This is a genomic window from Noviluteimonas gilva (assembly GCF_009740395.1).
Lineage (GTDB): Bacteria > Pseudomonadota > Gammaproteobacteria > Xanthomonadales > Xanthomonadaceae > Noviluteimonas > Noviluteimonas gilva.
Genome location: NZ_WOXT01000006.1, coordinates 38,078 through 62,173, shown reverse-complemented (window position 1 = coordinate 62,173; position 24,096 = coordinate 38,078). Strand labels below are relative to the sequence as shown.

Genomic DNA, 24,096 nt, shown 5'->3' with positions numbered 1-24,096 from the left:
CCATGACCCGCCGCCTGCCCACCATCCACGGCATCACCGAGCACGACGCCGGCCCCTGGCGCATGGAGCGCCTGGACCTGGAGTTCGACAACGGCGAGCGCCGCCGCTACGAACGCCTTCACGGGCGCGGCCACGGGGCCGTGATCGTCGTGCCGATGCTCGACGCCCAGACCGCGCTGCTCGTGCGCGAATATGCGGCCGGGATGCATCGTTACGAACTCGGCCTCGTGAAAGGCCGCATCGACGCCGGCGAGACGCCCGAACAGGCCGCCGACCGCGAACTGAAGGAAGAGGCCGGCTACGGCGCGCGCTCCCTGCAGGTGCTGCGTTCGATCACGCTCGCGCCCACCTACATGAGCCACCAGACGCACCTGGTGCTCGCGCGCGATCTGTACGAAGAACGCCTGCCCGGCGACGAACCCGAGGAGCTGGAAGTGGTGCCATGGAAGCTCGACGCGCTGGACCAGCTGATCTTGCGCGAGGATTTCTCCGAAGGCCGCTCGATCGCCGCGTTGTTCGTCGTGCGCGAATGGCTGCGCATGCAGGCGGCCAATCGATGATGATGAAGATCGACGATGCATTGCGCGAAGGCGCGATTGCCCTTGCGCAACAGGCCGCGGTCGCGATCCTCGGGATCTACGAGCAGCCCTTCGAGGTCGAACGCAAGTCCGACTGCAGCCCGCTCACCGCGGCCGATCTTGCGGCGCATCGCATCCTCGTCGAAGGCCTCGAAGCGCTGACGCCCAACATTCCCGTGCTCTCGGAAGAAGCCGCGGAAGACACCACATGGAACATGCGCCGCGAATGGCGTCGCCTGTGGCTGGTCGATCCGCTCGACGGCACGCGCGAGTTCGTCAAGCGCAACGGCGAGTTCTCGGTGAACCTCGCGCTCATCGAAGATGGCGAAGTGATCTTCGGTGTCGTGCAGGCGCCGGTGACGGGCGATCTGTGGCACGCGATGCGCGGTGGTCCTGCGTTGCATCGGCGTGGCGACGGCGAGATCGCGATCCAGTCGCGCCGCCCCGCGACCGCACCGCTGCGCGTGGCCGCCAGCCGCTCGCATCGCGACGAACGCACCGATGCGTTCATCGCGAAGCTCGGTCCGACCGAACCGCTGAGCCTGGGTTCGTCGTTGAAATTCTGCCGGCTCGCCGATGGCGGGCTCGATGTGTATCCGCGCTTCGGCCCGACCAGCGAATGGGACACGGCCGCGGGGCAGATCGTCCTGGAATCCGCAGGCGGCATGGTCGTCGACGCGAAGGGCCGTCCGATGCGCTACAACCAGCGCGAAACGATCCTCAACGGCGATTTCCTCGCACTCGGCGATCCGCAACTGCCCTGGCGCGAATGGATGAACGCATGAGCAAGCCGAACATCGATGCCTTGTTACAGATCATGGCGCGCTTGCGCGATCCGAATGGCGGCTGCCCGTGGGACGTCGAGCAGACCTTCGCGAGCATCGCGCCGTATACCGTCGAAGAAGCGTACGAAGTCGCCGATGCGATCGATCGCAAGGATCTGCCGGGATTGCGCGATGAACTCGGCGATCTGTTGTTGCAGGTCGTCTTCCACGCGCGCATGGCGGAAGAGCAGGGCGCGTTCGATTTCAACGATGTCGTCGCGGCGATCTGCGACAAGATGGTGCGCCGGCATCCGCATGTGTTCGCCGATGCGCAAGTCGGCGATGCGAAGGCGCAGACGGTCGCGTGGGAAGAACACAAGCGCCGCGAGCGCGACGCCGCGGGACATGAGGACACGAGTGCGCTGGCCGGCATCGCGCGTGGTTTGCCGGAATGGCAGCGTGCGGTGAAGTTGCAGCACAAGGCGGCGAAGGTCGGGTTCGACTGGCCGGGGCCTGCGCCCGTGATCGAGAAGTTGCACGAGGAGATCGACGAGGTGCGGGCGGAGTTCGAAGCCGTCGCCGTCGATCCCACCGATGCGTTCGCGCGCGATCGGCTGGAGGATGAGATCGGCGATCTGTTGTTCGTGTGCGCGAACATCGCGCGGCACGCGAAGGTGGATGTCGGGTCTGCGTTGCGTCGGGCGAATCTGAAGTTCGAGCGGCGGTTCCGGATGATGGAGGTGATGGCGGAGGCGGAGGGGATTCATCTGTCTTCATTGCCGTTGGATGGGCAGGACGCTTATTGGAATCGCGCGAAGAAGGAAGAGTCGAAATGAGCGCGCGCTTCGCGAGCTTCCGCGAGTTCTATCCGTTCTATCTGGGCGAGCACGCGAACGTGGTTTGCCGGCGGCTGCATTTCGTCGGGAGTTGCGGGGTGTTGGCGTTGCTTGGTGTCGCGATCGCGACGGGGAATGCGTGGTGGTTGTTGGCGGCGCTGGGCTGCGGCTATGGGTTCGCGTGGGTGGGGCACTTTTTCTTCGAACACAATCGGCCTGCGACGTTCAAGCATCCGATCTATTCGTTCGTTGGCGACTGGGTGATGTTTGTCGATGTGCTGCGGGGGCGGGTGAAGCTGTAAGGCGTTCCACCATCATTGGCGCGCCGCCCGAACGTCGATGGTTCCAAATTTTTTGGGAAAAAATTTGAAACCATCAACGCTGGGGCATCACCTTGCGGGTCGCTTCGATCAAGGGACTTTCGCCCGAGCGTTTGTTGGGGGCTGCAAAGCGAGCTTTGCAGGAAGCCGATCGTTGTCGGGGGAGCCCAGGGCCTTTGCCGAAGCTGCCATTGCTCACCGGGTGACTGCTTTCGACCCAAGGCAGACCTTCGAAGTGCGCGTCAGCAGACTAACCCGGCCTGCATAATCCCAAGTTGGACCATCGCCGCGGCTCGCCATGTATTCGTACACCATCGATGACGCTATCGAGTCCCCAATGACGTGTACGGTGGACGTCACCATTGATTTCCCATCCGGGAAGCGATGGCTGTTCTTCGCAACCCCCGAACTCCTGGCAACGGTGGGCGACTTTGTCGAGGGCTCGCAGGTCCGCGTGCACCTAGGCGAGAAACATATGATCGTTGTGAGCGAGTTGACCCCTGCGGTCATCGATGCGGTGCTGCGGGACCTAATGAGGCAGGGCGATCTAGAGCGTAGGACTCTGCCGTTCTCGGATGACTGACCACCGATACCGGTCACTCAGAAAGTGACCATGGCCTCCCCGTTGTTCCCATGGAGATCGCGCTCGTGTTTGAAGTGCTCCCCGGGCTACCCGCTTACGGAGATCTGCCCAAGCTATTTAGTGACACGAGCTCTACCGTTTCCAGGGAGGGCTACGTGATCCGCTTTCTTGCGGGCACGCGGGAAGCGTGGGTTGGCAACTTCCAACGCGGCTTGTGTTTCTTCGACCACGCAGTCGCTCTTTCCGATACGAAGCATGTTCTCGTAATCGCGGGTGGCACGGCCTACGTCGTAGACCCTGCGACGAAATCAATCATCCAGTCGTTTGGAGGCCAGATTGAGTCCTGCACGCCAACGCCGGACGCCAGTGGCTTCGTTGTTTCGAACACGACGGACATTGAACTGATCAACGGTTCCGGCCGGGTTTGGCGGAGCCGTCGGCTTGCGTGGGACGGATTGCGCGTCCTTCAAGTCACACGCCACGACGTCCTCGGCGAGGCCAGGCACTACGACGACTCTTGGCATCCATTCCGGGTCAATCTCTCGAATGGCGAAGCAACGGGCGGCGCATATGATGGGCCTGAGCCGTAACAATCAAGCGAATGCTAAACGTTGAGCATCGGCGGTCTCGGCTTGCGCTATTCCGACAACGATCAGCTTCCTGCAAAGCTTGCTTTGCAGCCCCCAACAAACGATCGGGCGAAAGCCCCTTGATCGAAGCGACCCGCAAGGTGATGCCCCAGCGTTGATGGTTTCAAATTTTTTCCCAAAAAATTTGGAACCATCAACGTTCGGGCGGCGCGCCAATGATGGTGGAGCACTCGAACCTCAGAACGCGCCTTCGAGATACGCGTAGATGTAGTTCGATCCACCATCCACAGTCCCGAGCAACTGCGAGCTTCCGAAGATCCCCGACCGGTGCGACACCGCGAATCCGAAGTACAGATCATGCCAGCGCTTGCTGCCGAAGATGTCTCCGACGCTCACGTCGATGCTCGGTTCCAGGTAGTTGAGCAGCTTCGACGTGTTCTCTTCGCGCCGCGCCTGCGCGCTGACCTCCGTGTACGGCACGCGCTCGGCGTACGAGACGCCGATGCCGAAACCCACGCGCGTGTTGACGCGATGACTCCACGGGAATCCGTACCAGAAGCCCTTCATGTAGGCGTCGATCTGCCAGCTGTCGCGCTGGCGGTCTTTCTCGAGATGCCGCAGCACGCCGACGTAACCGATGATGTCGAGTGGCCAATCGTTGAAGCGCGAGACGAAGGGGCGGCCGACGTGCACGCCGACGATGTCGGTCGGGTCGTCGTCGTTGAGGCTCACGCATTGCAGCGCCATGATGCGGACCAGGTGGCACCCTTCGCCGCTGTCGCGTCCGTAGAAGACCTTGATGTAGGTCGGCGAGGTGTCGTCGTCCCAGCGCACCTGGCTGTTGCCGAAATCGTAGACCGCGCCTGCCATCACGCCCCATCGCAGGTCGTCTTCGACGATCGGGCTGTCGCTGATTTCGCTCGACACCTGTGTCGCGTAGGCGCCGCCGATCAGGCTCCAGTGTTGGAAGATACGGTACTCGCCGTAGAGCGCGAGCGTCGTGTTGAATCCTGCGCCGGCGTCGTAGACGGCGCGGTCGGGTCGCGCTTCCGTCGGTGAGACGCCGTAGTAGAAGTCGTTGAGATCGGCGCTGCGCCACGACAGCAACGCGACCGGCTGCAAACGCCATCGGTCGCCCTGGATCGTGTAGCTGTACCCCGCGCGCGCTTCGGTGCCGTGCGAGAGGTTGGCGATGTCGTGCCGCACGCTCAGGTCCCAACGCGATGCGCCTTGTTGCAGGTAGAAGCGCGCGCCGAGGTCGGCGCCGGTGTTGCGGATCTGCATGCCTTCCAGCGAGGCAGGTGCGGTGTCTTCGGGATAGCCTTCCAGGCGGCGTTCTGCGAACGCTTCGAAGCCCATCGTGTCGTCGTGCCAGATGCGTACGCCGACTTCGTTCGCACGCATGAAGAAGCGTTCGCCTTCGTAGAGATAGAGCGGGAGGAAGTCGTCGCGGTTGTCGCCGTCGATGTACGGGGAGGTCTCCGTGCGCATGACGAAGCCCAGGCCGGCGCTGCCGGGTTCCTGCAGTACGGTGCCGAAGAACGCGTCCTGCGCGTGGGCTGCGCCGGCGATCGCGCATAAGGCTGAGCCAAGCGTCAGTGCGCGCTTCAAGCCATGCATGGCGGGGGTATCCACACGCGGTGGCCGGAATGTGGTCGAGGGGGTGTTGCTGCTGTGTGAACCTCTGGGGTTCGCGCCTGGGGCGTCGCTCTGCGTCATTGGCGCGCCGCCCGAACGTCGGTAGTTCCAAATTTTTTGGGAAAAAATTTGAAACTACCAACGCTGGGGCATCACCTTGCGGGTCGCTTCGATCAAGGGGCTTTCGCCCGAGCGTTCATTGGGGGCTGCAAAGCGCGCTTTGCAGGAAGCCGATCGTTGTCGGGAGAGCGCAGGGCCATTGCCTAGGGCGGCTCAATGGGTGACCGCTTTCGACCCAAAGCGGACATTCGGCGTGACTGGCCTTCACAAAATCTCGCCTGGGGCACACCTTTGAGCAGCCTTCGCGCGGCGCTGGCGTGCGAAGGAAGTCGAGTCAAGTAGGAGTCGGTGTACGAGCCGCAGCCATCTGATCCTGAGCGAAGGTTTGCCCACGGAATTACGTTCGGCAAGCCCGTGACTAAAGTGTTCAGCAAGATTCCCGAGCCTCATCGCGGAATTGTGCGCCGCAAAAATTCTGTCTGAATTTTTCCTGAGAGCCCTCATCGCCGATGGCTTGAAACTCGCAGCGGAATTGGTAATTTCCCGCGCGACGGAACCCCCGTCGCCACCAGGATCAATAAAAGGAAAATCCGGAGACTTGCCATGAACATGGTTCGTCAGACTGATTGGCCAACCGGCCTGAACTTGCACAATGAACTTCGCCGTGTCGTCGACCGTATGTTTGAAGGCGGCAGGTTCGACCAAGACACCTCCGACGATAGTTCCATCGTCACCAGCCAATGGACGCCGCGCGTGGACGTGCTCGAAGAGCCGGAGCGCTTCGTCCTGCTAGCCGACTTGCCGGGCATGGAGCCCGCCGACATCGAGGTCTCGATGGACGACGGGATCCTCACCATCAAGGGCGAGCGCAAAAGCGAGAATGCAGCGCGGACCAATCGCTTCTCGCGCATCGAGCGCAGCTACGGGGTTTTCCATCGGCGATTCGCGTTGCCTGGCAGCGCCGATGCCCAAGGCATATCCGCGCAAGGCCGCAACGGTGTGCTGGAAGTATCCATCCCCAAGCGACCCGAAACGACACCCCGTCGCATCCAGGTGAACCACTTGGGCAGCCGCGTGCTGGAGGACCAAGCCTCCAAGCAGTGAGCGCTTCTTCGGCTGGCTCACATGGGTGGGCCGGCCGCTATTCCGGGTGGATGCCATGGATACCAGAAAGCTCCTGTCCGATGCCTTCGAGGTGGCTACCTTCGCCAAGTTCCTGCAGAACCTTTGCCCGGGCTTGCGCTGGAACGAGGTAGAGCCGCGAGCCCGCCAGGCGTGGACCGAGCGCTCCCCCCTCCGGGAACGTCTGCCCTGGGAACACGTGCGCGACTTCGTTCGCGAAACTTGGTTCTTGCATTGAGAGTCGACGACCAAAATTGCATTCGAACGGTGATGCCATGTCGTACTGCAACACAATGCCAAACGCGGCCGAACCACATTTGTTGAGGGCAATCATCCGCACAGCGAAGGAGGAATACGAGCACGCGACGTGGGAAGAATTGGAACCCGTGCTTGCCGAAGCTTGGGAGGATCTGCGCGGAGCCGACGAGCCGCCGTGGGATCTCGTTGTCGACGAGATCCAGAAGGCCTCCCTCGCGACGGCGACGAGCGAGCCGAATTGACCATCGCCCGGAGCGGAACATGGAAACCTGGCGCGACGAGCTTGCGATTGTCCAGGCGCAAGTGGCGGTGCAGCACTTGGTGTTGCAGAGCCTGTTGCACAGTCACCCTCAACCAGACGTGCTGCTGCAGCAATGGCGCAGGCTTCGCGCCGACTGCGTCGCGCAGACGATCCCCCTACCTGCCGATGCACGATCGAGCGACTGGCTCTCGCAACACATGCAGGTGTTCGCGGAGGACTGGACTGCGGAACTGGTCGACGTGATCGCGCGCGGGGCGGGACAACTCGGCGAAGAGGCAAAGTGTGCGGATAATTTCGGGTCTCGACTCGCGCGACCCCAAGTGGACCCAAGCCTGCGCGGGAATGATTAAGTCTCGCGTCTGAATTTGCTGGACCTTCGGCGAGATGGCGCTGGAACGGTTTGCCGGCGACGTCCAAACCACGATCGTGAAAGGCGGGCTTGCCGGCTCGGCATTCGTCAGCCTGAGTGCGCGGGAATCCCTCAGGATGCACGGGAGATGCTTTCAGCGAGTCCAGGTATGAAGTTCGCGCAAAGAAACGGCGGGGCATACGCCCCGCCGCCTTGATCAAACACCCGGCGCCGTCGACTCGGGGCCTCCGTGCAGCTCTACCGGAGACCCACTTAATGAACGAACATCGCGCCACCTCGGGAGAGGTGGAGAGCTTTACAGCTGCAATCACGGAACTTTTCTGGGGCAGCAGATGGGCCGACATCAAATCCCTTGCCCAACGGACTTGGAATGACTGCAATCGGTCGGCGCTTCCTTGGGAATCGGTCGAACCCTATGTCGAACAAAAGTGGAACGAGATCCAGGCCAGTCGAATTGGTACTCGCCGTCAAGATGACGAGCCAGAAGGATTGCTAGAACGTCATGACTTGTTGTTCGTGCTTGAACGCATCGAACGCGGCGTTGGGCTGACCAAGGATATTGCGCGAGTCGGCCATCTCGGTGCTTGCTTCATTGACGCATCTGAGCCCCCGAAACTGACCGAAGTCGGTCGAGACATCCTTCGAGCGCTTCGCGCTGCCCGCGCATGACGGGAGTGCTGGGGCGCAGGGGAGCAGAGATATTGGGTGGGGAACGAAAGGAAACTGGGGCCAGGCATGGTCGGGTTGTGAGTGTCCGCTTCTGGCCGAAAGCTCGGGAAATTGGCACTCTGCCCCCTGTGTTCCTGATGAACGGCGTGCCGGCGCTAATCCCCCGTCGGCGCCACGCCCGCGCGCTCGATCATCAACACCACGGTGCGGCCGCGCGCATGCGGGAAATGCATCACCCCCTTCGGCACGGTAAAGGCCTGGCCCGGTTTCAAAGTGACCATGCGATCTTCGAGTTCGATGTCGAGCTGGCCTTCCATGACCATGAAGAACTCGTCGGTGTTGTCGTGCTTGTGCCAGTGGAAGTCACCATCCAGCACGCCCAGGCGCACCCAGGTGTCGTTGACGGCGCAGAGCGTGCGGTTCCACCAGGGGCTCTGTGCGGCACCGATGGAAGTGATGTCGAAGTCGGTGCCGACGGAGTGGAGGATGGTGTCGGTGTCGATGTCGTATGCGGTGTTCATGGCGTGGTTCCTGCGTGTAATGCGATGAGTCGTTCGAGTGCTGCCACCGCGATGGCAGGTCCATTTTCTGCCTGCATGCGTTCGCCCAACGCCCGTGACTTTGCGCGCACGTCGCTGCGACTGGCAAACGCGATGCCATCCGCGAGTTCGCGCGCGCTGCAGCGATGCCCGTTGAGCGGCCTTGGGGCGACGCCCGCGTTTGCCAAACGGTCGCCCCAGAACGCTTGGTCGCCGGCGAAGGCGAGCACGACCGATGGAACGCCCGCACGCGCGGCCGAGTGACTCGTCCCCGAGCCGCCGTGGTGGATTACGGCCGAGACGCGCGGGAACAGCCAATCGTGCGGAACGTCGTCGACGACGAAGAAATTGGCGGGGAGTGTCGCGTCGTGTCCCGCCCAACCCGGGTGGAGGAGCACGCGTCGACCGCCGACGCCCTCCACGACGCACCGCATGAGCCGGTCGCGATCGAACCCGACCATGCTTCCGAAGCCGACATACAGCGGCGCCTCGCCAGCGTCGAGCCAGGCGCGCAGCGCATCCGGCGGCAACCAGTCCTTGCTCGGCGCGATCCACTGCCCGCTGACGAACGTGGTGTCCGGCCAATCCGGCGCCGCGGGCACGAGCGAGGGCGACACGCCGTAGAGCATCGGATGCGTCGTCCAGGCAGCGTCGCGACGCGGCATGTCGAACGCTTCGGCGCGCGCGCGATTGGTGGATCGCTTGAACGCACGCCAGAGCACTTCGTTGATGAGCAGATGGCTCGTGCGATTGAGGACTCGCGGAACGAAGCGCGAGGGCACGAAAGGCGCGGGAAACGCGGAGGTCGGGGAAAACGGAATGAAGCCCACCCCGATGGCAGGGCGCCGCAGGTACTCGGCCGCGGACAGGCCCGTGAATGCCGCGAGGCCGGACACGAGGATCGCGTCGGCATCGCGCGCCGCGTGCACGATTTCGCGCAGCCATGCGGTCGCATGCGTGTTGGCGATGTGCGCCAGCGCCTTCGCCATGCCCTGGACGCCACGATCGTTCGCGACGACGGCGTCGATTCCCGCCTGCGGATCGTCGACGCCCTTGATGTCGCCGGAGAGCGCCGAGGTTGGCACGCCCAGCGCATCGGCGTGCCGCAAGGTGGAACGGTCGGCGAGCAGGTGGACCTGGTGTCCGGCGTCGATGAGCGCGCGACTCAGCGCCGCCAGTGGGCGCACGTCGCCTTCCGTGCCGTAAGTGGCGATGACGAGCTTCATGGGTGGGGGAGACTTCATGATGGAGTCTAATAGTGGAAGCAAAAGGTGGTCCCCAGCACTACTGAGTGCGAGCCAAAGCTAGTTGTGCAGAAAAAACAGAGGCAAGCTCTTCCAATGCAAGTTGGGCGGGCGCGAGCTTCTTAAAGCGTGCTCTCATCTTCCTCATTGACGGCGAGTAACTCTTGGTCATGGAAGCGACCTGCTCTCCGGTGTTCAGGTCCACTGCTTGGATTTCGACTGAGGCACCGCCTCGATCAAACGGCAAGAACAGCAAGAGGGCCGAGGCAGTGTTCAGGGCTGGCGAGACGGTATCAACGGCAGTGATATGCGCTCGGATCTTCAGCGGACGCACCGCGGGTTGGTCATTGGGCAGCGCCGCTAATAGTGCTAGGCGCAAGTGCTCCAACAAGGCTGTCTTTTCGGCTTCACTGATTTTTTTGGACGGTTCTACCGACCACTCGACCTGCACCAGGTTGTCTGCTGGCTCCCCACCGATTGCAGTAGCACCTAAGGGAGTCGCTTGGGTCGTAAAACTGCTGACTAGCAATAGGGACAAGAGGGCGCGCAGCACCAGAGGTTTAATCTTCATGCGTCCTCCAAGGACCTAAGTTGGAAGCGGATCAGGAATGGTCAGGCTCGAAGAGGCTGTCGAGGCGGCCTCGGGCATAGCGACAAATGCGGACGACGAAGCTCCGATGGCGTCACGAGCGGGAACTCCAGGGCACCCGCTAAGGGTCCGCCAGGCCGCCAGATTTATTGCCTACGAATTGGCGACGCGCTCATCCGCGGATGGTCTGGTACAGCCGCTCGCTCGTGCAGGACGGCTGCCGGCCAGCGTGATGAACAGGATCTGGCGCAGGCGCTGGTAGGCCGCGATGGCTTCGCTGCAGCCTCTCAGGCCGGTCGTAGCGCGCATCAGGCCTTTGGGAGATCGACGCGGGTCGGGCATTGATACCGCTCATGAGCGCGGCAATGACCGCCGCGTGCGGGCGCCCGGCCCATCGATGCGGAGCGGCCATCCCCGGCTTGTCGTCCGGCCTGTTCGACGCACGAAGGCCACGAACCTGAGGGTGTGCCCCCGCGCCGCGCTTCGATGGGACATCACCCCAGGTAATCAGCGAACTCCCTCTACGCACGGATGGACAATGTCCGCTTCTGGCCCATAGCAGTCGGTCATGGGGTGACCGCTAACGACCCAAAGCGGACATTCCCGACCACGCGGCTCAGCCAGTCTCGTTCCCGGGAGACCTCATTTGATGCTGATGCCTCTGCGTTCCAACTCTTGCAGCAACGAAGCTACTCCCGACTTCATCTCGTGCATGCGCACGTACCCACGAGTGGTTTCGATTCGATGCCACCGTGCCATCTCGGAAAAACTTACGCCGCGTAGTTCGTCCCAAGCGAAGGATCGATTCTTGCGCCACGGCGAAAACGCTTCGATCCCACTGTCCGAATAGACAATGCGGACGCCGAAGCTCTCAAAAAGTAGGTAAAGGGCCGGGAATCCGAAAGTGGCGGCGATCATGAGCATCGCAATCCGGTCCTTGGGCTCCACGAAAAACGACCCAACGAGCGGAGCCAGCGTGACCAGTCCAGAAAGAACAGCAAAGCTCCTGACTCCCACGCCGTAGCCGATGGTCGTTCTGCCGTCGACGGAAATTGCGTGCGGGGATGCAAGCCGCAGTAGCAATGAGATGACGGCTGTAACGGCAATTGGGATTAAGAGGGCTGTCAGGTCCATTGGGAGATTGTAATGGGCATGAAGGGGCGATTCGGGGAGTCTCCGGCGATGTCCGCTTTTGGCCGAAAGCGGACATCGCGCTTGGGGAGAGGGTCGTGAAGCAACGAGAACCCCGACCAATGCATTGCGAACTTCGACTGAGATGTCAGCGGACGTCTCGCGAAGGACCGCGAACGACTACGAAGGCTGGATGGATGTCTCCGGAGAGATCGCGGACGCCTGCGAAGAGAGCAATGCATGTCTCCTCAGAGATCAGTGACTTCGACCGAGAGGTCAACAGACTTCTCCATAGAGATCGTGGACGTCTACCAAGATGTCCCTTGACGTCTCGGGAGAGGTCACGAAGGTCTTCGGAGAGGTCGCGGATGCCTTCGAAGAGGTCGGTAGCGTCTCCCGAGACGTTGCGGACCTGGAGCAACGCTTTCCGACAGCGTTCGCACTCCTGCAGGACGCGAGATTTGTCCCGCATCCGGACGAGCATTCGTCTGATTGGTTGCCCGCAAAGACGATTGCAGGATCGCCCACAGAGCCTGAGAAACTCTTGATTGGCGGTTGCCTCTGGCGGCCGTCCTTCGACGTTGCGGTTCTGCGTCGGGAGGGGGCGGAATACCAGACCCCAATGGGGGAATAACGCCCGGCCGAATCATCCGGTTTTCTCAGCCTCCCGACTCCTTCGTGCCGCTAGTTCAGCACGAAGGCCTCAACGCTGATCGACGGAGGTTCCCATGCGCCCTCAAAAGCCGACCGTGTTGGTCGTTGCCGAGTCATCCCAGCTCACGCTCATCCAGATGCGCGATCACATGCGCTTGCTCTCTCGCCTCACCGAAACCGGCACCGCGGCGAGTTCCTATGACAATTTGTTCCGTCCGGATGCACTGGCGTGGTGGTTCTCGCGCCTCGCACGAGACCTGGAGGAACTCCTCAAAGGGATCCGCTACGACCACGAGCTTGCGTCAAGGCATGCAGCAGCCCCCGCTCTCAACGATCGGCGAGTGCGAAGCGCGCTTCGCACCCCCCAAAGAACGCTCGAGCGAAAGCCCCTTGATCGAAGCGACCCGCAAGGTGATGCCCCAGCGTGGTGTGTTCCGAACTCTTTCCCAAAAAAGTTTGGAACACACCACGTTCGGGCGGCGCGCTAACGCTGGTGTAGCGCGCTCTCGCAGCGAAACCTATTCGCGCGGCGGCGTAACCTTCTTCGCCTCGCTACCAAAATCCCCCTGCGCATCCGCCGCCAGATAAGCGAACACCGCATAGGCCGCGACGTTCTGCGCGAGCGCCTTCGGATCGATCTTGTCGAGCGTGTCGTCCGGCGTGTGGTGGTAGTCGAAGTAATCCGTGCCGTCCTGGCGCAACGCGGCCCACGCGAGACCATTGCCAGCGAACGGGCTGATATCCGGGCCCGGGCCACCTTCGCCCGGCGTGTACGCGATGCCGAGCGGCGCGAGCACGTCGGCGATCTGCTTCACCGCACCCAGCGCACGCTCCGGCGCGCCCGTGCTGAACGCATAGATACGGCCGGCACCGAAGTCGCTTTCCGCGCCGATCTGATGCTTGCGCACGTCGGGACCATGCTTCTCCGCATACGCACGACCACCGTACAAACCCTGCTCCTCATTGGCGAATGCAACCACACGAATCGTGCGCGCCGGGCGCTGCTTCATGTCGCCGATCAACTTGCCCGCGCCCATCGCGATGGCCACGCCCGCGCCGTCGTCGATCGCGCCGGTGCCGAGGTCCCACGAATCCAGGTGACCGCCGATCACGACGACTTCGTCGGGCTTGCTGCGGCCGCGCATTTCGCCGATGACGTTGTACGACGTCGCCTCGCCGGTCCAACCGACATCGAGCGCGACCTTGACGCGGATCGGCTTGCCGAGCGCGACCAGGCGCGAGAGTTGTTCGGCATCCGGCGTCGCCAGCGCGGCCGACGGAATCGGCGTCAGGCCGTCGTCGAAACGCGTGATGCCGGTATGCGGATTGCGATGCGAATCGGTGCCCGCCGAACGCATCAGATACGCCGACGCGCCAGCCTTCGCTGCCGCCGACGGACCACGTCCGCGGATCTGCGAACCCATGCCGTAACCGCTGCCGTCCTTCGCGCGTTCCATCGGCACGTCGATGAAAGCGATCTTGCCTTTCAGCGAACCGGCGGGCGCTTCCTGCAGCGACTTCAGATCGGCGAAGCGCACGACCTCGCCTTCGACCGTGCCACCGGGGCTGCCGCCGAGCGCGGTAAGCGTGAGCGGCTGCGCGTGGTCGCCGAGGACCTGCGCGTGTTCGCTGGTGCGCACCCACTTCGGGAACGTCACCGGCTCGGTCCACACCTTGTCGTAGCCGAGCGACTTGAACTTCGCGACCGCCCACGCGACTGCGCGCGCGTCGGCTTCGCTGCCCGCCATGCGCGGGCCGACTTCGGTCGTCAGCGATTCGACGATCTTGTAACCGGTGTCGTCGGCGACGGCCTTGTCGCGCAATTGCGTGGCGTGCTGGATCGCCGCCGGAGAAATGGTTGTCGTCTGTGCCGCGGGCGTCGCGGCCTGGGCGGCGGCGATCGAGGCGGCGAGGACGGTGGCGAGCATCGTCGGGACAAGGCGCATTGCGGACAGACCCCAGGCTTGCGGAAAGACTGCGAGCGTAGCAGCGGACCCCTGCGATGCAGGGGTGCTGGTGGTCATGTTGGGGGGGTACTGCCTCGCGTTATCCCCCCCAATCGCGCGGTGCGCGATTGACCCCCCTTGGAAGGGGGGTGACTGCTCAACGCGTCTTCAGGGAATCGCGGATTTCGCGGAGCAACAGCACGTCTTCGGGCGTCGCGGCTTCGGGCGCGGGTTCGCGCACGCGGTTGTAGGCCTTCAGGACGAGGAAGATCACGAAGGCGATCAGCAGGAAGTCGATCACCGTCTGCAGCACCAAACCGTACTTGAAGGCGACTTCGGCGGTGAGGACCTTGCCGGTGGCGTCGGTGACGCCGGGCGTGACGACGTACTTCCACGCGGCGACGCTCGCACCGCCCGTGATCATCGCGATGATCGGCATGACGAGGCCTTCGACCAGCGCGGTGACGATCTTGCCGAACGCCGCACCGATCACGACGGCGACCGCGAGGTCGACGACGTTGCCGCGTGCGATGAACGCCTTGAACTCCGTGAGCATGCCCATGCGCAGTCCTCCCCGGCGACAGGCCGGCGACCACGAGGTTAGCGCAGGGGCGGGTCGATGCGACCGTGAAGGGCCAGCACGTCGTCGACGCGGGCCGTGAAGACGTCGCCGGGCTGCAGCGGGCCGACCCCCGCGGGCGTGCCCATGAAGACCAGGTCGCCTGCCTTCAGCGCGTAGAGGTTCGACAGCTCCGCGAGGATCTCCGGCACGTCCCAGATCAACTGGTCGAGCGTGGAGGCCTGGCGCTGCGTGCCGTTCACTTCGAGCGAGATGCGGCGCGGGGCGAGGGGTTCGAGGGTATCGGCGCGCACGAGCTCGCCCACCGGTGCTGAGAAGTCGAAGCCCTTGCCCGTATCCCACGGCAGGCCCTTGGCCTTCGCGGCCGATTGCAGGTCGCGGCGTGTCAGGTCCAGGCCGACGGCGTAGCCGAAGACTTGCGCGTCTTCGCCGAGTGCGACGACGAGTTCGACTTCGTGGTGCAAGTCGTTCGTGCCCGGCGGATACGGCACGACGCCATCGAGGACGACGGCGTCGGCGGGCTTGGCGAAAAACACGGGCGTGCCGCGTTCGGCCTTCGATGCGGGAACCGCGGCGCCCATTTCCTTCGCGTGGTCGGCGAAGTTGCGGCCGACGCAGTAAACGCGACGCACGGGGAACGTACCGCCGCCGCGCACCGGGATGCGCACCGGCGCGGTCGGCGCGACGACGTCGCTCATGCGGAGGGGAGGGCGTGCTTGTCGTTGCGGACGGCGCGATATTCGCCGTCGATCACGCGCGGATCGCGCTGCACGCGCGACGCGCTGCGCGACTTCCACAGCTTGATCAGCAAGCCGGCGGAAATCATCGCGACACCGACGACGACGCTCACGGCGACCAGCGCGACGAGCAATGCGACGCCAACCAACCCGAACAACACGCGCAACCACGGGCGACGCGGCTTGCGCGGCGCGAACGCGTTGCGGAATGCGGTGGAGTCGAAGCGGTGCGTGAATGCGATCATCGTCGGGGGCCGTGACACAATGCGGCAGTGCCGGGGCGGCGAGTATCCGGCCCCCATTCGCCAAGCGTGTGAGGACTTCGTTAAATCGTGACCTCCGCCGACGAACAACGCGACGCACTTCTCCGCTTCGACCAACTCGAAGACGGTGGACTGCATGAAATCGAGGCGCGCCTGGAAGGCAACGACGCCGAATCGCTGATCGTCCTGCGTGAAGGCGACGCCGTGCGCGCGTGGCTCAACGTGTGTCCGCATGCGGGCCGTCGCCTCGATTGGGCGCCGGGTCGCTTCCTGAAGGACAAGCAGGGCCGCCTGGTGTGCGCGGTGCATGGCGCGACATTCGAGTTGCAGGGCGGCGAATGCATCGCCGGGCCGTGCCGGGGTGCCGCATTGCGCACAATTCCCGTCGTCGTGGAAGACGGGCTCGTGCGCGTCGTCAGAACATGACCCGCTTCAGAACATGATGTTCACGGCTGCGACGATCACGATCAGGTAGACCAGCGACAGCGGCGCACCCAGCCGCCACAGATCGCGCGGCTGGTAACCGGCGGGGCCGGTGATCATCGACATCACCGGATTGGACGCGGTCATGAAGTTGTTCGACGCCGACAGCGCGACGAGCAACGCGAACGCAGTGGGATTGCCGCCCGCGGCCAATGCGAGGTTGATCGCCATCGGCACCATCACGATCGTTGCGCCGACGTGCCCGATGACCAGCGAGAACAAGGTCGTCAGCAGGCACAACACGATTTCGACGATGACCAATGGCAAATCTTCGGGCAGCTGTTCGATCGTGTGCCCCGCGATCCACGCCGCCGCGCCGCTGGAATCCATCGCCCATCCCAAGGGAATCAGGCAGGCCATGACGAAGACGGTCTTCCAGCTGATCGCCGAATAGGCTTCGTCGATGTGCAGCACGCCGGCGACGAGCATGCCCGCCACGCCGGTCATCAGCGCGATCGACACCGGGATGCGCGTGGACAGGGCGAGCAACATCGTCACCACGAAGATGCCGATCGCGAGCTTGAACTTGTGCGGACGCTGCTCGCCCTTCGGGTAGTCGGTGACCACCACGAAGTCCTTGTTTTCGGCGGCCTGCGCGAGGTCCTGCCAGATGCCGTGCAGCACGAGCATGTCGCCGGCGCGCAGGCTGAGCTGGCGCACGTTTTCGCGATGCACGGTCTTGTCGCGGTTCACCGCGAGCAGGCTGATGCCGTATTGCTTGCGCAATTGCAGTTCGGCCTGCGACTTGCCGATGTATTGCGAGGTCGGCGGCACGACGGCTTCGGCGATGCCCGCGCGGCTGGGATTGAACAGATCGCCGAAGGTGCGCAGGCGCGTGCTCATGCGCATGAAATTGTTCTGCGCGAAATCCGCGACGACCTGGCGCTCGCCCATCGCACCGATCACGCTGCCGACCCAGATGCGCGCATCGGCCGGCGGTGCCAGGCGCGATTCGTTGCCGGTCTTCAGCGCGAGCAGCAACGGTGCGCCGCGCAAGGCTTCGGCTTCGCCCAGCGACATGCCCACGAGCGGGCTGTCGGCGGAGACCGTGAGTTCGTACACATCGCCTTCGATGCCGTAGGCCTGCGCGAAGTAACTCTGCGTGCGCGCCGGCGTGACGCCGCGGTCGATGTCGTACTGCTCGAGTTGCTTGTCGCCGAAGTAGCGGAAGTACAGCAACCCCGCGCCGAGCAGCGCCAGGCCGATCGGCATCGGCGCGAACATGTGCAGCGGTTCGAGCGTCGCGGCACCGGAAGGCAGGTTGGCGTTCGACGAGACCAGCAAGTCGTTGAGCAGGATCAGCGGCGAGGTACCGACCATCGTCAGCGAGCCGCCCATCACGATGGCCACGGCCAACGGCAACAGGAAGCGCGACAAGGGCAGGCCCGTGCGCGAACTCAGGCGCGAGGCGACGGGCAGGTAGAGCGCCATCACCGACGGGTTCTGCATGAAGGAGGAGTTGAGGCCGGCCACCGAGTTGGTGAGCAGGAGCAGGCGCTCCTCCATGCCTTTCGAACGCCGCAACAACCAGGCCGCGAGGCGATTGAGCGCGCCGGTGCGGTCCAGGCCCGCGCCGAGGATCATCGTGGAAATGACCGAGATGACCGCGTTGCCGGAGAAACCGCCGAACAGATCTTCCGGCGCGACGAGCCCGGTGAGGCCGAGCAGCACGAGGACGACCAGCGCGACGACGTCGGCGCGGATGCGCTCGAACAGGAACATCACCATCGTGAAGCCCACCAGCCCGAGCACGAGCTTCATGTCGGTGGTGAGCATCAACGCGGTGTCGTTCACGCGTTCGTTTCCCCTGGCCCGCCGGTCGCGGGCACTGCGTCGTACAGAAGGTCCCACACCCCATGCCCGAGCTTCTGGCCGCGCGTCTCGAAATGCGTCTGCGGACGCCATTCGGGGCGGGGCACCGTCCCGCGCGGGCCGGCGCGATTGGCCAGCCCGGGGGTCGCATCGAGCACGTCCCACATCTGCTCGGCATAGTCCTGCCAATCGGTCGCAAGGTGCAAGCGCCCCGTGGGCGCGAGCTTGCGCACGAGCAGCGCGGCGAACTCGGGGTTCACCAGGCGACGCTTGTTGTGGCGCTTCTTGTGCCAGGGATCGGGGAAGTAGATGCGCACTTCGTCGAGGCTGGCGTCGGCGATCTCGTGCTGCAGGACTTCGACGGCGTCGTGGTGATAGACGCGCGCATTCTTCGCATCGTCCGCGGCCAGCGCGTTGAGCAGGCGGCCTACGCCCGGGGCGTGGACTTCGATGCCGATCAGGTCGCGGCCCGGGTCGCGTGCCACGGCGTAACGAAACGCCTCGCCGTTGCCGAAGCCGATTTCGAGCACGCGCGGCGCCTTGCGGCCGAAGGCGGCGTCGAAGTCGCGCGGCGTGCCCGTGTAGTCGAGACCGAAGCGCGGCCACTGTTCGTCGAACGCGCGCTGCTGCGCAGGCGTGAAGCGCCCCTGCCGCAGCACGAAGCTGCGAACCTTGCGGTTGCCAGGTTCCTTGGTGAAGGGCTTTTTATCGACGGGATCGGCTGGCATTGATCAGGCAATCAACCGATCAGGCCATCGACGGGGCTCGAGGCCGAGGCGTAACGCTTGCGCGGAATGCGGCCGGCGCGGAACGCGGCGCGGCCCGCTTCGACAGCGAGCTTCATCGCATGCGCCATCAGGATCGGATCCTTCGCGCCGGCGATGGCGGTGTTCATCAGCACGCCGTCGCAGCCCAGTTCCATCGCGATCGCCGCATCCGACGCGGTGCCCACGCCGGCGTCGACGATGATCGGCACCTTCGCGTTCTCGACGATTTCGAGCAGGTTGTATTTGTTCTGCACGCCCAGGCCCGAACCGATGGGCGCGGCGAGCGGCATCACCGCGACGCAGCCGATGTCTTCCAGGCGCTTGGCGAGGATCGGATCGTCGGAGGTGTAGACCATCACGTCGAAGCCGTCGGCAACGAGGCGCTCGGCGGCGGCGAGGGTCTGCACGACATCCGGATACAGCGTGCGCGCATCGCCGAGCACTTCGAGCTTGACGAGCTTGTGGCCGTCGAGCAGTTCGCGCGCAAGGCGGCATGTGCGAATCGCGTCGTCGGCGGTGTAGCAGCCCGCGGTGTTGGGCAGCAGCGTGAATTGCTCGGGCGGCAACGCATCGAGCAGGTTCGGCGCGTTCGGATCCTGGCCCAGGTTCATGCGACGGATCGCGACGGTGACGATTTGCGCGCCCGCTGCATCGGTTGCGCGGCGGGTCTCGTCGAAATCCTTGAACTTGCCCGTGCCGGTGAGCAGACGGGAACGATAACGGCGGCCCGCGACGACCAGGGCGTCGTCGGCCGCGAAGGCGGAGGTGTCTTGCATCCGTGAATGGTAACGCCGTTCGTCGGTCAGGGCGTTCCGAAGATCGTCAATCGTGGGGATTTGCGCACGGGGTGTCCTGTGTTCACCGGGGGGTGCGTAAGGCTGGAGGAGCGGCACCGATTACGAAGACGGGCTCACCCCTGACCCGGCCGACGCAATCACACCGCTGCGCGCGATGCCCATCGCGCGGTACGCCACGGCACACCCGCGCGAAAGCCGGGGTCGCAAAGCTACGGGTCCTCCGGCACTCCCCCTGCCGCGGACAGCCGGGTTCCCGATACCGCACGATGGTGTCATCGCGCGTCTTTTTTCTAGCCGCCGCCGAGCGCGTGGACCACTTCGACCCGGTCCCCTTCGACGAGCGCATGCGTCGCGTGCACACCTCGCGGCACGATCTCGCCGTTGACTTCCACCGCCACGCGGCGGCCCGCGAGGCCTTCGGCCTCCAGCAATGCGGCGATCGTGGCACCCGAGGCGAGGGTCCGCGTCTGTCCGTTGAGCAGAATGTCCATGCGCGCATTCTCGCTCGGGGCGTGGCAGAGTTCACGCACCATACCCAACCGTGTGCCCTGGAGCGTTCGATGAAGCAGACCCACCGGGCGTTCAAGCCCGTCCGCAGTCTCCTTGCTGCCGCCCTCGCGCTGGCCGCGCTCCCCGCCGCCGCGCAGACCTACACGCAGACCGTGTTCTTCGGCGACAGCCTCACCGACTCGGGGTGGAACCGCCCGGCGCTGGTGCAGATCGGTGGGCCCGCGGCCGCGATCACGGGCAAGTTCACCACCAACCCGACGCTGGTCTGGTCGGAGTGGCTGGCCGACTACTACGGCACCAACGCGGCCAGCGGCAACCAGGGCGGCACCAACTGGGCCGTCGGCGGCGCGCGCACGGGCACCGACAGCGCGAGCCCGCTCGGCGCGATCCCGTCGCTCAGCACGCAGATCACCAACTATTTGACGGCCACCGGCGGCGTCGCCGATTCGCATGCGCTGTACACGGTGTGGGGCGGCGCGAACGATCTGTTCGCGATCGCCGGCGGCGCACCCGCGCAGACGACGATGCTCCAGGCGGTCGGTTCGCAGGTCGGCAATGTGGCCGCGCTGACCGGCGCCGGTGCGAAGTACATCCTCGTGCCGACGGTGCCGGACCTGGGCGCCACGCCCGCGTTCGCCGCGCAGGGCCCGGCCGCATCGGCGGGCGCCACGCAGTTGTCGGTGACCTACAACAACGCGCTGTTCTCGACGCTGTCCTCGCAGGGCCTGCGCGTCATTCCGCTCGATACGTTCAACCTGCTGCGCGAAATCATCGCCTCGCCGCAGGCTTACGGTTTCACCAACACCACCGGCACCGCGTGCCAGCCGCAGATCACCGCGCAGTCGCTGACGTGCAACCCGGGCACGCTCGTCTCGCCCGATGCCGCGTTGACCTACGTGTTCGCCGATGGCGTGCATCCGACCGGCGGCGCGCACGCGATCCTCGGCCAGTACGCGATCTCGGTGCTCGAAGCGCCGCGCCAGATCGCGCTGCTTCCGTACACCGAGCAGTTGATCGGCAAGTCGCGCGCGGAGATGGTCGCCTCGCACATGCCGGTCAAGCCGGCCGAAGACGGCGCGCACTGGTGGGCGAACCTGCGTGGCGACACGCAGCGTTACGACGCACCGGGCGATTACGACGGCACGGGTCCGGCGCTGTTGTTCGGCGTCGACTGGGCCAGCGGCGACTTCGTGTACGGCGGCTTCGCCGGTTTCGGCCGCAATGACTTCGACTACGGCGGCCGCAAGGGCGACTTCTCGCAGGACGACCTGACCATCGGCGGCTTCGCCGGCTGGTTCTCCGGCAACGTGTGGGTCAACGCGCAGTTGAGCTGGACGAGCGTCAGCTACGACGTCACGCGCAACGTGCAGCTCGGCCCGGTCGTGCGCGTGTACGAAGGCTCGCCCGATGGCGAGAACCTCACGTTCGGCGCATCGGCGGGTTGGGATTTCCACTCCGGTTCGCTGACGCACGGCCCGGTGGTTTCGGTGCTCGCGCAGCGCATCGACGTCGATGGTTACACCGAAAACCGCATCGACGCCGCGGGCCTGGCCTTCCCCGACCAGAACTACGATTCGCTCGTCGGCGCCGCCGGTTGGCAGGCGCGCTTCGAGGTGTCGCCGACCGCCGTGCCGTACGCGAAGTTCACGTGGGAACACGAGTTCGAAGACGCGCCGGAAGAAGCGTTCGCGCAATCGCTGACCATCGCCGGCACCCTGCCGTACGCCGTGCCGAACACCGAGCACGACGAAAACTACGGCACGCTGGTGCTGGGCGTGCGCACGGAGCTGTTCGGCGTCGACACCGACATCGGTGCGACGGCGAGCGTCGGCCAGGAAGCCGGCGACAACGCGACGGTGTTCGTGAGCGTGGGCAAGCGGTTCTGATCGCAGCGACATCGCAGGTAACGACGAGGCCCGCGCAAGCGGGCCTCGTTGTTTGAAGCGTGCCCGCTGTGCGGAAAACGATGGGCTAGTGCGAAGCTGGCTTCGCACCCACCAATGAAGCACATGCGAAGCGCCCGATCGAAGCGGCCCGCAAGGTGATGCCCCAGCGTGGTGGGTTTCGGATTTTTTCCCAAAAAAATTCGGAACCCACCACGTTCGGGCGGCGCGCCAATGATTTCCCGCCGCCTGAAACGAAAAACGACGGCGCAAGGCCGTCGTTCCGATGTGTGGAGCGGGTGATGGGAATCGAACCCACGCTAGCAGCTTGGGAAGCTGCAGTTCTACCATTGAACTACACCCGCGTCAGGCGCGAGTCTATGCCCGGCGGCAGGCGGCTGGCAACGCGCGGGGCCGGGGATTCCCGTTCGTCGCGGACTGCCGACGGTCCTTCATTCCGATAACGCTCGCTCGTTTATGCTGCGCGCCCTCGGTCGGGTAGAGCGCCTGACCGCATTCTTTCCCCCGGAGGCCAGGTGGCCGCACGCGTCGTGCTCGGTTGGCGGGAGTGGTTGTCGTTGCCGGCGCTCGGCATCGTCTCCATTCGCGCGAAAGTGGATACCGGCGCGCGCAGCTCCTCGCTGCACGTGGACAACCAGTGGCGCTTCGTCGAAGGCGGCGTGCCATGGGCCGGCTTCCGCATCGCCACGGGCATGATCGGCGGGCAGGTCATCGAGGCGCAGGGGCCGATCAGCGACGAGCGGGAAGTCACCGACTCGGGCGGCAACCGCAGCCGGCGCGTGTTCCTGCGCACACCGCTGGTGCTGGCGGGCGTCGAACGTGAGGTGGAAATCAACCTGACCGATCGGCGTGGAATGCTGTTTCCGATGCTCCTCGGCCGCACGGCGCTCGCCCGTGCGTTCACCATCGATCCCGCCCGCTCTTTCCTGCACGGAAAACCCCCCGCATGAAACTCGCGATCCTCTCGCGGAACACGAAGCTGTATTCGACGCGGCGCCTGGTCGAGGCCGCGCGCGAGCGCGGGCACAGCGTGCGCGTGCTCGATCCGCTGCGCTGCTACATGCGCATCGCGGTCGACGGCTTCGCGATGCACCACCAGGGCAAGCCGCTCACCGGCTACCACGCGGTCATCCCGCGCATCGGCGCATCGGTCACGCGCTACGGCACGGCGGTGTTGCGCCAGTTCGAACTGATGGGGACCACCACGCCCAATCCGTCGGACTCCATCCTCAAGGCGCGCGACAAGCTGCGCTGCCACCAGATCCTCGCCGCCGAAGGCCTTGCGCTGCCGGCGACGGTGTTCGGCGACAACCCCGACGACACCTCCGACCTGCTCGCGATGCTCGGCCCCACGCCGCACGTCATCAAGCTCAACGAAGGCACGCAGGGCGCGGGCGTGATGCTCACCGAAAAACTCTCCGCCTCGCGCAGCGTGATCGAAGCCTTGCGCGGGCTTTACGCCAACTTCCTCGTGCAGGAGTTCGTCGCCGAAGCGAAGGGCGCGGACTTGCGCTGTTTCGTCGTCGGCGATCGCGTCGTCGCCACGATGAAGCGCCAGGCACCGAAGGGCGACTTCCGTTCGAACCTGCATCGCGGTGGCTCGGCGAAGGCGGTCACCGCCACGCCGCGCGAGGAAGAGGTCGCCCTTCGCGCCGCCAAGCTCCTCGGGCTGGGGGTGGCGGGCGTGGACCTCATCCGGTCCCGCCGCGGCCCGCTGATCCTGGAGGTCAACGCTTCGCCGGGTCTGGAAGGCATCGAGGCCGCCAGCGGCGTCGATATTGCAGGCAGCATCATCGAATACGTGGCCAACGGCGGCAAACGGTCGGGAACGCACAAGCGGGCGCCCACCACGCGGGCCGCCTGAGGATCAGCGGATTATCGAATTTTTAACGCCATTCGACCGCTGGTTTTAACGCCGGTTTAATCGCCCCCTGCGTAGCCTTTCCCTACCGCGAATCTGTCGTAGACCGCTCGGCCCGCCGCATCGGACGAAGCAGATTACGGTCATCGGGGCTTGATTTGGCCCAGGCACGCAAAACGTGCCTGGGCCTTTGTTTTTGGGAAGATGCGCCCAACATCGACACTACCGT

Annotated in this window: 29 protein-coding genes, 1 tRNA gene and 1 riboswitch; of the genes, 16 read left to right on the top strand and 14 right to left on the bottom strand. The window is 64.6% G+C overall.

The features are described from left to right. The first annotated feature begins 2 nt into the window (after positions 1 to 2). From nudE to GN331_RS15855, 6 genes are all read left to right on the top strand, one after another. A complete protein-coding gene (gene nudE / locus GN331_RS15880; protein ID WP_156643276.1) occupies positions 3 to 560 on the top strand; it encodes an ADP compounds hydrolase NudE in 558 nt (185 codons plus the stop codon). Next, on the top strand, positions 560 to 1,363 hold the full coding sequence (gene cysQ, locus GN331_RS15875) for a 3'(2'),5'-bisphosphate nucleotidase CysQ (RefSeq protein WP_156643380.1): 804 nt from the start codon (positions 560 to 562) through the stop codon (positions 1,361 to 1,363). The genes nudE and cysQ overlap by 1 nt, the downstream gene beginning before the upstream one ends. After that, positions 1,348 to 2,178 carry a nucleoside triphosphate pyrophosphohydrolase gene (mazG, locus tag GN331_RS15870; RefSeq protein ID WP_197427192.1) on the top strand — a complete coding sequence of 277 codons (831 nt, stop codon included), beginning with the start codon at positions 1,348 to 1,350 and terminating at the stop codon, positions 2,176 to 2,178. The genes cysQ and mazG overlap by 16 nt, the downstream gene beginning before the upstream one ends. Continuing rightward, positions 2,175 to 2,480 carry an Mpo1-like protein gene (locus GN331_RS15865; RefSeq protein WP_156643274.1) on the top strand — a complete coding sequence of 102 codons (306 nt, stop codon included), beginning with the start codon at positions 2,175 to 2,177 and terminating at the stop codon, positions 2,478 to 2,480. The genes mazG and GN331_RS15865 overlap by 4 nt, the downstream gene beginning before the upstream one ends. Positions 2,481 to 2,796: 316 nt before the next feature. After that, positions 2,797 to 3,081 (top strand): hypothetical protein, encoded by a 285-nt coding sequence (locus GN331_RS15860; RefSeq protein WP_156643273.1) that lies wholly within the window; start codon positions 2,797 to 2,799, stop codon positions 3,079 to 3,081. A gap of 50 nt (positions 3,082 to 3,131) precedes the next feature. After that, a complete protein-coding gene (locus GN331_RS15855; RefSeq protein ID WP_156643272.1) occupies positions 3,132 to 3,671 on the top strand; it encodes a hypothetical protein in 540 nt (179 codons plus the stop codon). 237 nt (positions 3,672 to 3,908) lie between these two features. Here GN331_RS15855 and GN331_RS15850 read toward each other — a convergent pair whose 3' ends face one another. Then, positions 3,909 to 5,291 carry a MipA/OmpV family protein gene (locus GN331_RS15850; RefSeq protein WP_197427191.1) on the bottom strand — a complete coding sequence of 461 codons (1,383 nt, stop codon included), beginning with the start codon at positions 5,289 to 5,291 and terminating at the stop codon, positions 3,909 to 3,911. A 681-nt stretch (positions 5,292 to 5,972) separates the two neighbouring features. On the opposite strand from GN331_RS15850, the gene GN331_RS15845 reads away from it, so the two are divergent. From GN331_RS15845 to GN331_RS15825, 5 genes are all read left to right on the top strand, one after another. After that, on the top strand, positions 5,973 to 6,473 hold the full coding sequence (locus GN331_RS15845; RefSeq protein WP_156643270.1) for an Hsp20/alpha crystallin family protein: 501 nt from the start codon (positions 5,973 to 5,975) through the stop codon (positions 6,471 to 6,473). Between the two features lie 55 nt (positions 6,474 to 6,528). Continuing rightward, a complete protein-coding gene (locus tag GN331_RS15840) occupies positions 6,529 to 6,729 on the top strand; it encodes a hypothetical protein (protein WP_156643269.1) in 201 nt (66 codons plus the stop codon). Between the two features lie 37 nt (positions 6,730 to 6,766). Next, on the top strand, positions 6,767 to 6,991 hold the full coding sequence (locus GN331_RS15835) for a hypothetical protein (protein ID WP_156643268.1): 225 nt from the start codon (positions 6,767 to 6,769) through the stop codon (positions 6,989 to 6,991). Positions 6,992 to 7,010: 19 nt separating this feature from the next. Further along, entirely contained in the window at positions 7,011 to 7,361 is a 351-nt protein-coding gene (locus GN331_RS15830) for a hypothetical protein (protein WP_156643267.1), read from the top strand. Between the two features lie 275 nt (positions 7,362 to 7,636). Further along, on the top strand, positions 7,637 to 8,050 hold the full coding sequence (locus GN331_RS15825; RefSeq protein WP_156643266.1) for a hypothetical protein: 414 nt from the start codon (positions 7,637 to 7,639) through the stop codon (positions 8,048 to 8,050). A gap of 155 nt (positions 8,051 to 8,205) precedes the next feature. On the opposite strand, the gene GN331_RS15820 is transcribed toward GN331_RS15825, so the two are convergent. From GN331_RS15820 to GN331_RS15805, 4 genes are all read right to left on the bottom strand, one after another. Further along, complete coding sequence (locus tag GN331_RS15820) at positions 8,206 to 8,571, bottom strand: cupin domain-containing protein (RefSeq protein ID WP_156643265.1); 366 nt, start codon at positions 8,569 to 8,571, stop codon at positions 8,206 to 8,208. Next, entirely contained in the window at positions 8,568 to 9,815 is a 1,248-nt protein-coding gene (locus GN331_RS15815) for a glycosyltransferase (protein ID WP_156643264.1), read from the bottom strand. The genes GN331_RS15820 and GN331_RS15815 overlap by 4 nt, the downstream gene beginning before the upstream one ends. A gap of 58 nt (positions 9,816 to 9,873) precedes the next feature. After that, entirely contained in the window at positions 9,874 to 10,404 is a 531-nt protein-coding gene (locus tag GN331_RS15810) for a DUF3313 family protein (RefSeq protein ID WP_156643263.1), read from the bottom strand. 660 nt (positions 10,405 to 11,064) lie between these two features. Next, the gene (locus GN331_RS15805) at positions 11,065 to 11,556 is read right to left on the bottom strand and encodes a PH domain-containing protein (protein WP_156643262.1); all 492 of its coding nucleotides are present in this window, start codon (positions 11,554 to 11,556) and stop codon (positions 11,065 to 11,067) included. 725 nt (positions 11,557 to 12,281) lie between these two features. Here GN331_RS15805 and GN331_RS17050 point away from each other — a divergent pair. Beyond that, on the top strand, positions 12,282 to 12,695 hold the full coding sequence (locus tag GN331_RS17050) for an XAC0095 family protein (RefSeq protein WP_425489309.1): 414 nt from the start codon (positions 12,282 to 12,284) through the stop codon (positions 12,693 to 12,695). Positions 12,696 to 12,725: 30 nt separating this feature from the next. On the opposite strand, the gene GN331_RS15800 is transcribed toward GN331_RS17050, so the two are convergent. The 4 genes from GN331_RS15800 to GN331_RS15785 all read right to left on the bottom strand — a co-directional run bounded on the left by GN331_RS15800 (position 12,726) and on the right by GN331_RS15785 (position 15,715). Continuing rightward, positions 12,726 to 14,135, bottom strand: a complete 1,410-nt coding sequence (locus GN331_RS15800) for a M28 family peptidase (protein WP_231734556.1) — start codon at positions 14,133 to 14,135, stop codon at positions 12,726 to 12,728. A gap of 175 nt (positions 14,136 to 14,310) precedes the next feature. Continuing rightward, positions 14,311 to 14,715: a large conductance mechanosensitive channel protein MscL gene (gene mscL, locus GN331_RS15795; RefSeq protein WP_156643260.1), complete on the bottom strand. Its 405-nt coding sequence runs from the start codon at positions 14,713 to 14,715 to the stop codon at positions 14,311 to 14,313. Between the two features lie 38 nt (positions 14,716 to 14,753). After that, positions 14,754 to 15,431, bottom strand: coding sequence for a fumarylacetoacetate hydrolase family protein (locus GN331_RS15790; protein ID WP_156643259.1), 678 nt, complete (start codon positions 15,429 to 15,431; stop codon positions 14,754 to 14,756). Then, on the bottom strand, positions 15,428 to 15,715 hold the full coding sequence (locus GN331_RS15785) for a hypothetical protein (RefSeq protein ID WP_156643258.1): 288 nt from the start codon (positions 15,713 to 15,715) through the stop codon (positions 15,428 to 15,430). The genes GN331_RS15790 and GN331_RS15785 overlap by 4 nt, the downstream gene beginning before the upstream one ends. Positions 15,716 to 15,802: 87 nt before the next feature. Here GN331_RS15785 and GN331_RS15780 point away from each other — a divergent pair, with 87 nt between their 5' ends. Further along, positions 15,803 to 16,159 carry a Rieske (2Fe-2S) protein gene (locus GN331_RS15780; protein WP_331713520.1) on the top strand — a complete coding sequence of 119 codons (357 nt, stop codon included), beginning with the start codon at positions 15,803 to 15,805 and terminating at the stop codon, positions 16,157 to 16,159. A 6-nt stretch (positions 16,160 to 16,165) separates the two neighbouring features. Here the strand turns inward: GN331_RS15780 and GN331_RS15775 are convergent, their stop codons facing one another. From GN331_RS15775 to thiS, 4 genes are all read right to left on the bottom strand, one after another. Beyond that, complete coding sequence (locus tag GN331_RS15775) at positions 16,166 to 17,992, bottom strand: SLC13 family permease (RefSeq protein ID WP_156643378.1); 1,827 nt, start codon at positions 17,990 to 17,992, stop codon at positions 16,166 to 16,168. Positions 17,993 to 18,006: 14 nt separating this feature from the next. Next, positions 18,007 to 18,756, bottom strand: a complete 750-nt coding sequence (gene trmB / locus GN331_RS15770) for a tRNA (guanosine(46)-N7)-methyltransferase TrmB (RefSeq protein ID WP_156643257.1) — start codon at positions 18,754 to 18,756, stop codon at positions 18,007 to 18,009. A gap of 11 nt (positions 18,757 to 18,767) precedes the next feature. After that, on the bottom strand, positions 18,768 to 19,571 hold the full coding sequence (locus GN331_RS15765; protein WP_156643256.1) for a thiazole synthase: 804 nt from the start codon (positions 19,569 to 19,571) through the stop codon (positions 18,768 to 18,770). Between the two features lie 188 nt (positions 19,572 to 19,759). After that, a riboswitch (cyclic di-GMP riboswitch) is annotated at positions 19,760 to 19,850 on the top strand. 32 nt (positions 19,851 to 19,882) lie between these two features. Continuing rightward, the gene (gene thiS, locus GN331_RS15760; protein WP_197427190.1) at positions 19,883 to 20,083 is read right to left on the bottom strand and encodes a sulfur carrier protein ThiS; all 201 of its coding nucleotides are present in this window, start codon (positions 20,081 to 20,083) and stop codon (positions 19,883 to 19,885) included. A gap of 69 nt (positions 20,084 to 20,152) precedes the next feature. Between thiS and GN331_RS15755 the strand changes: the two genes are divergently transcribed. Beyond that, positions 20,153 to 21,988, top strand: a complete 1,836-nt coding sequence (locus GN331_RS15755; RefSeq protein ID WP_156643254.1) for an autotransporter domain-containing protein — start codon at positions 20,153 to 20,155, stop codon at positions 21,986 to 21,988. A 288-nt stretch (positions 21,989 to 22,276) separates the two neighbouring features. Here GN331_RS15755 and GN331_RS15750 read toward each other — a convergent pair. Continuing rightward, a tRNA-Gly gene (locus GN331_RS15750) sits at positions 22,277 to 22,350 on the bottom strand. A gap of 171 nt (positions 22,351 to 22,521) precedes the next feature. Here GN331_RS15750 and GN331_RS15745 point away from each other — a divergent pair. Together GN331_RS15745 and rimK are read left to right on the top strand one after the other, a co-directional pair. Further along, positions 22,522 to 22,956 carry an ATP-dependent zinc protease family protein gene (locus GN331_RS15745; RefSeq protein ID WP_331713519.1) on the top strand — a complete coding sequence of 145 codons (435 nt, stop codon included), beginning with the start codon at positions 22,522 to 22,524 and terminating at the stop codon, positions 22,954 to 22,956. Continuing rightward, positions 22,953 to 23,870: a 30S ribosomal protein S6--L-glutamate ligase gene (gene rimK / locus GN331_RS15740; protein WP_156643253.1), complete on the top strand. Its 918-nt coding sequence runs from the start codon at positions 22,953 to 22,955 to the stop codon at positions 23,868 to 23,870. Before GN331_RS15745 ends, rimK begins: the two co-directional genes overlap by 4 nt. Positions 23,871 to 24,096: the final 226 nt, after the last annotated feature.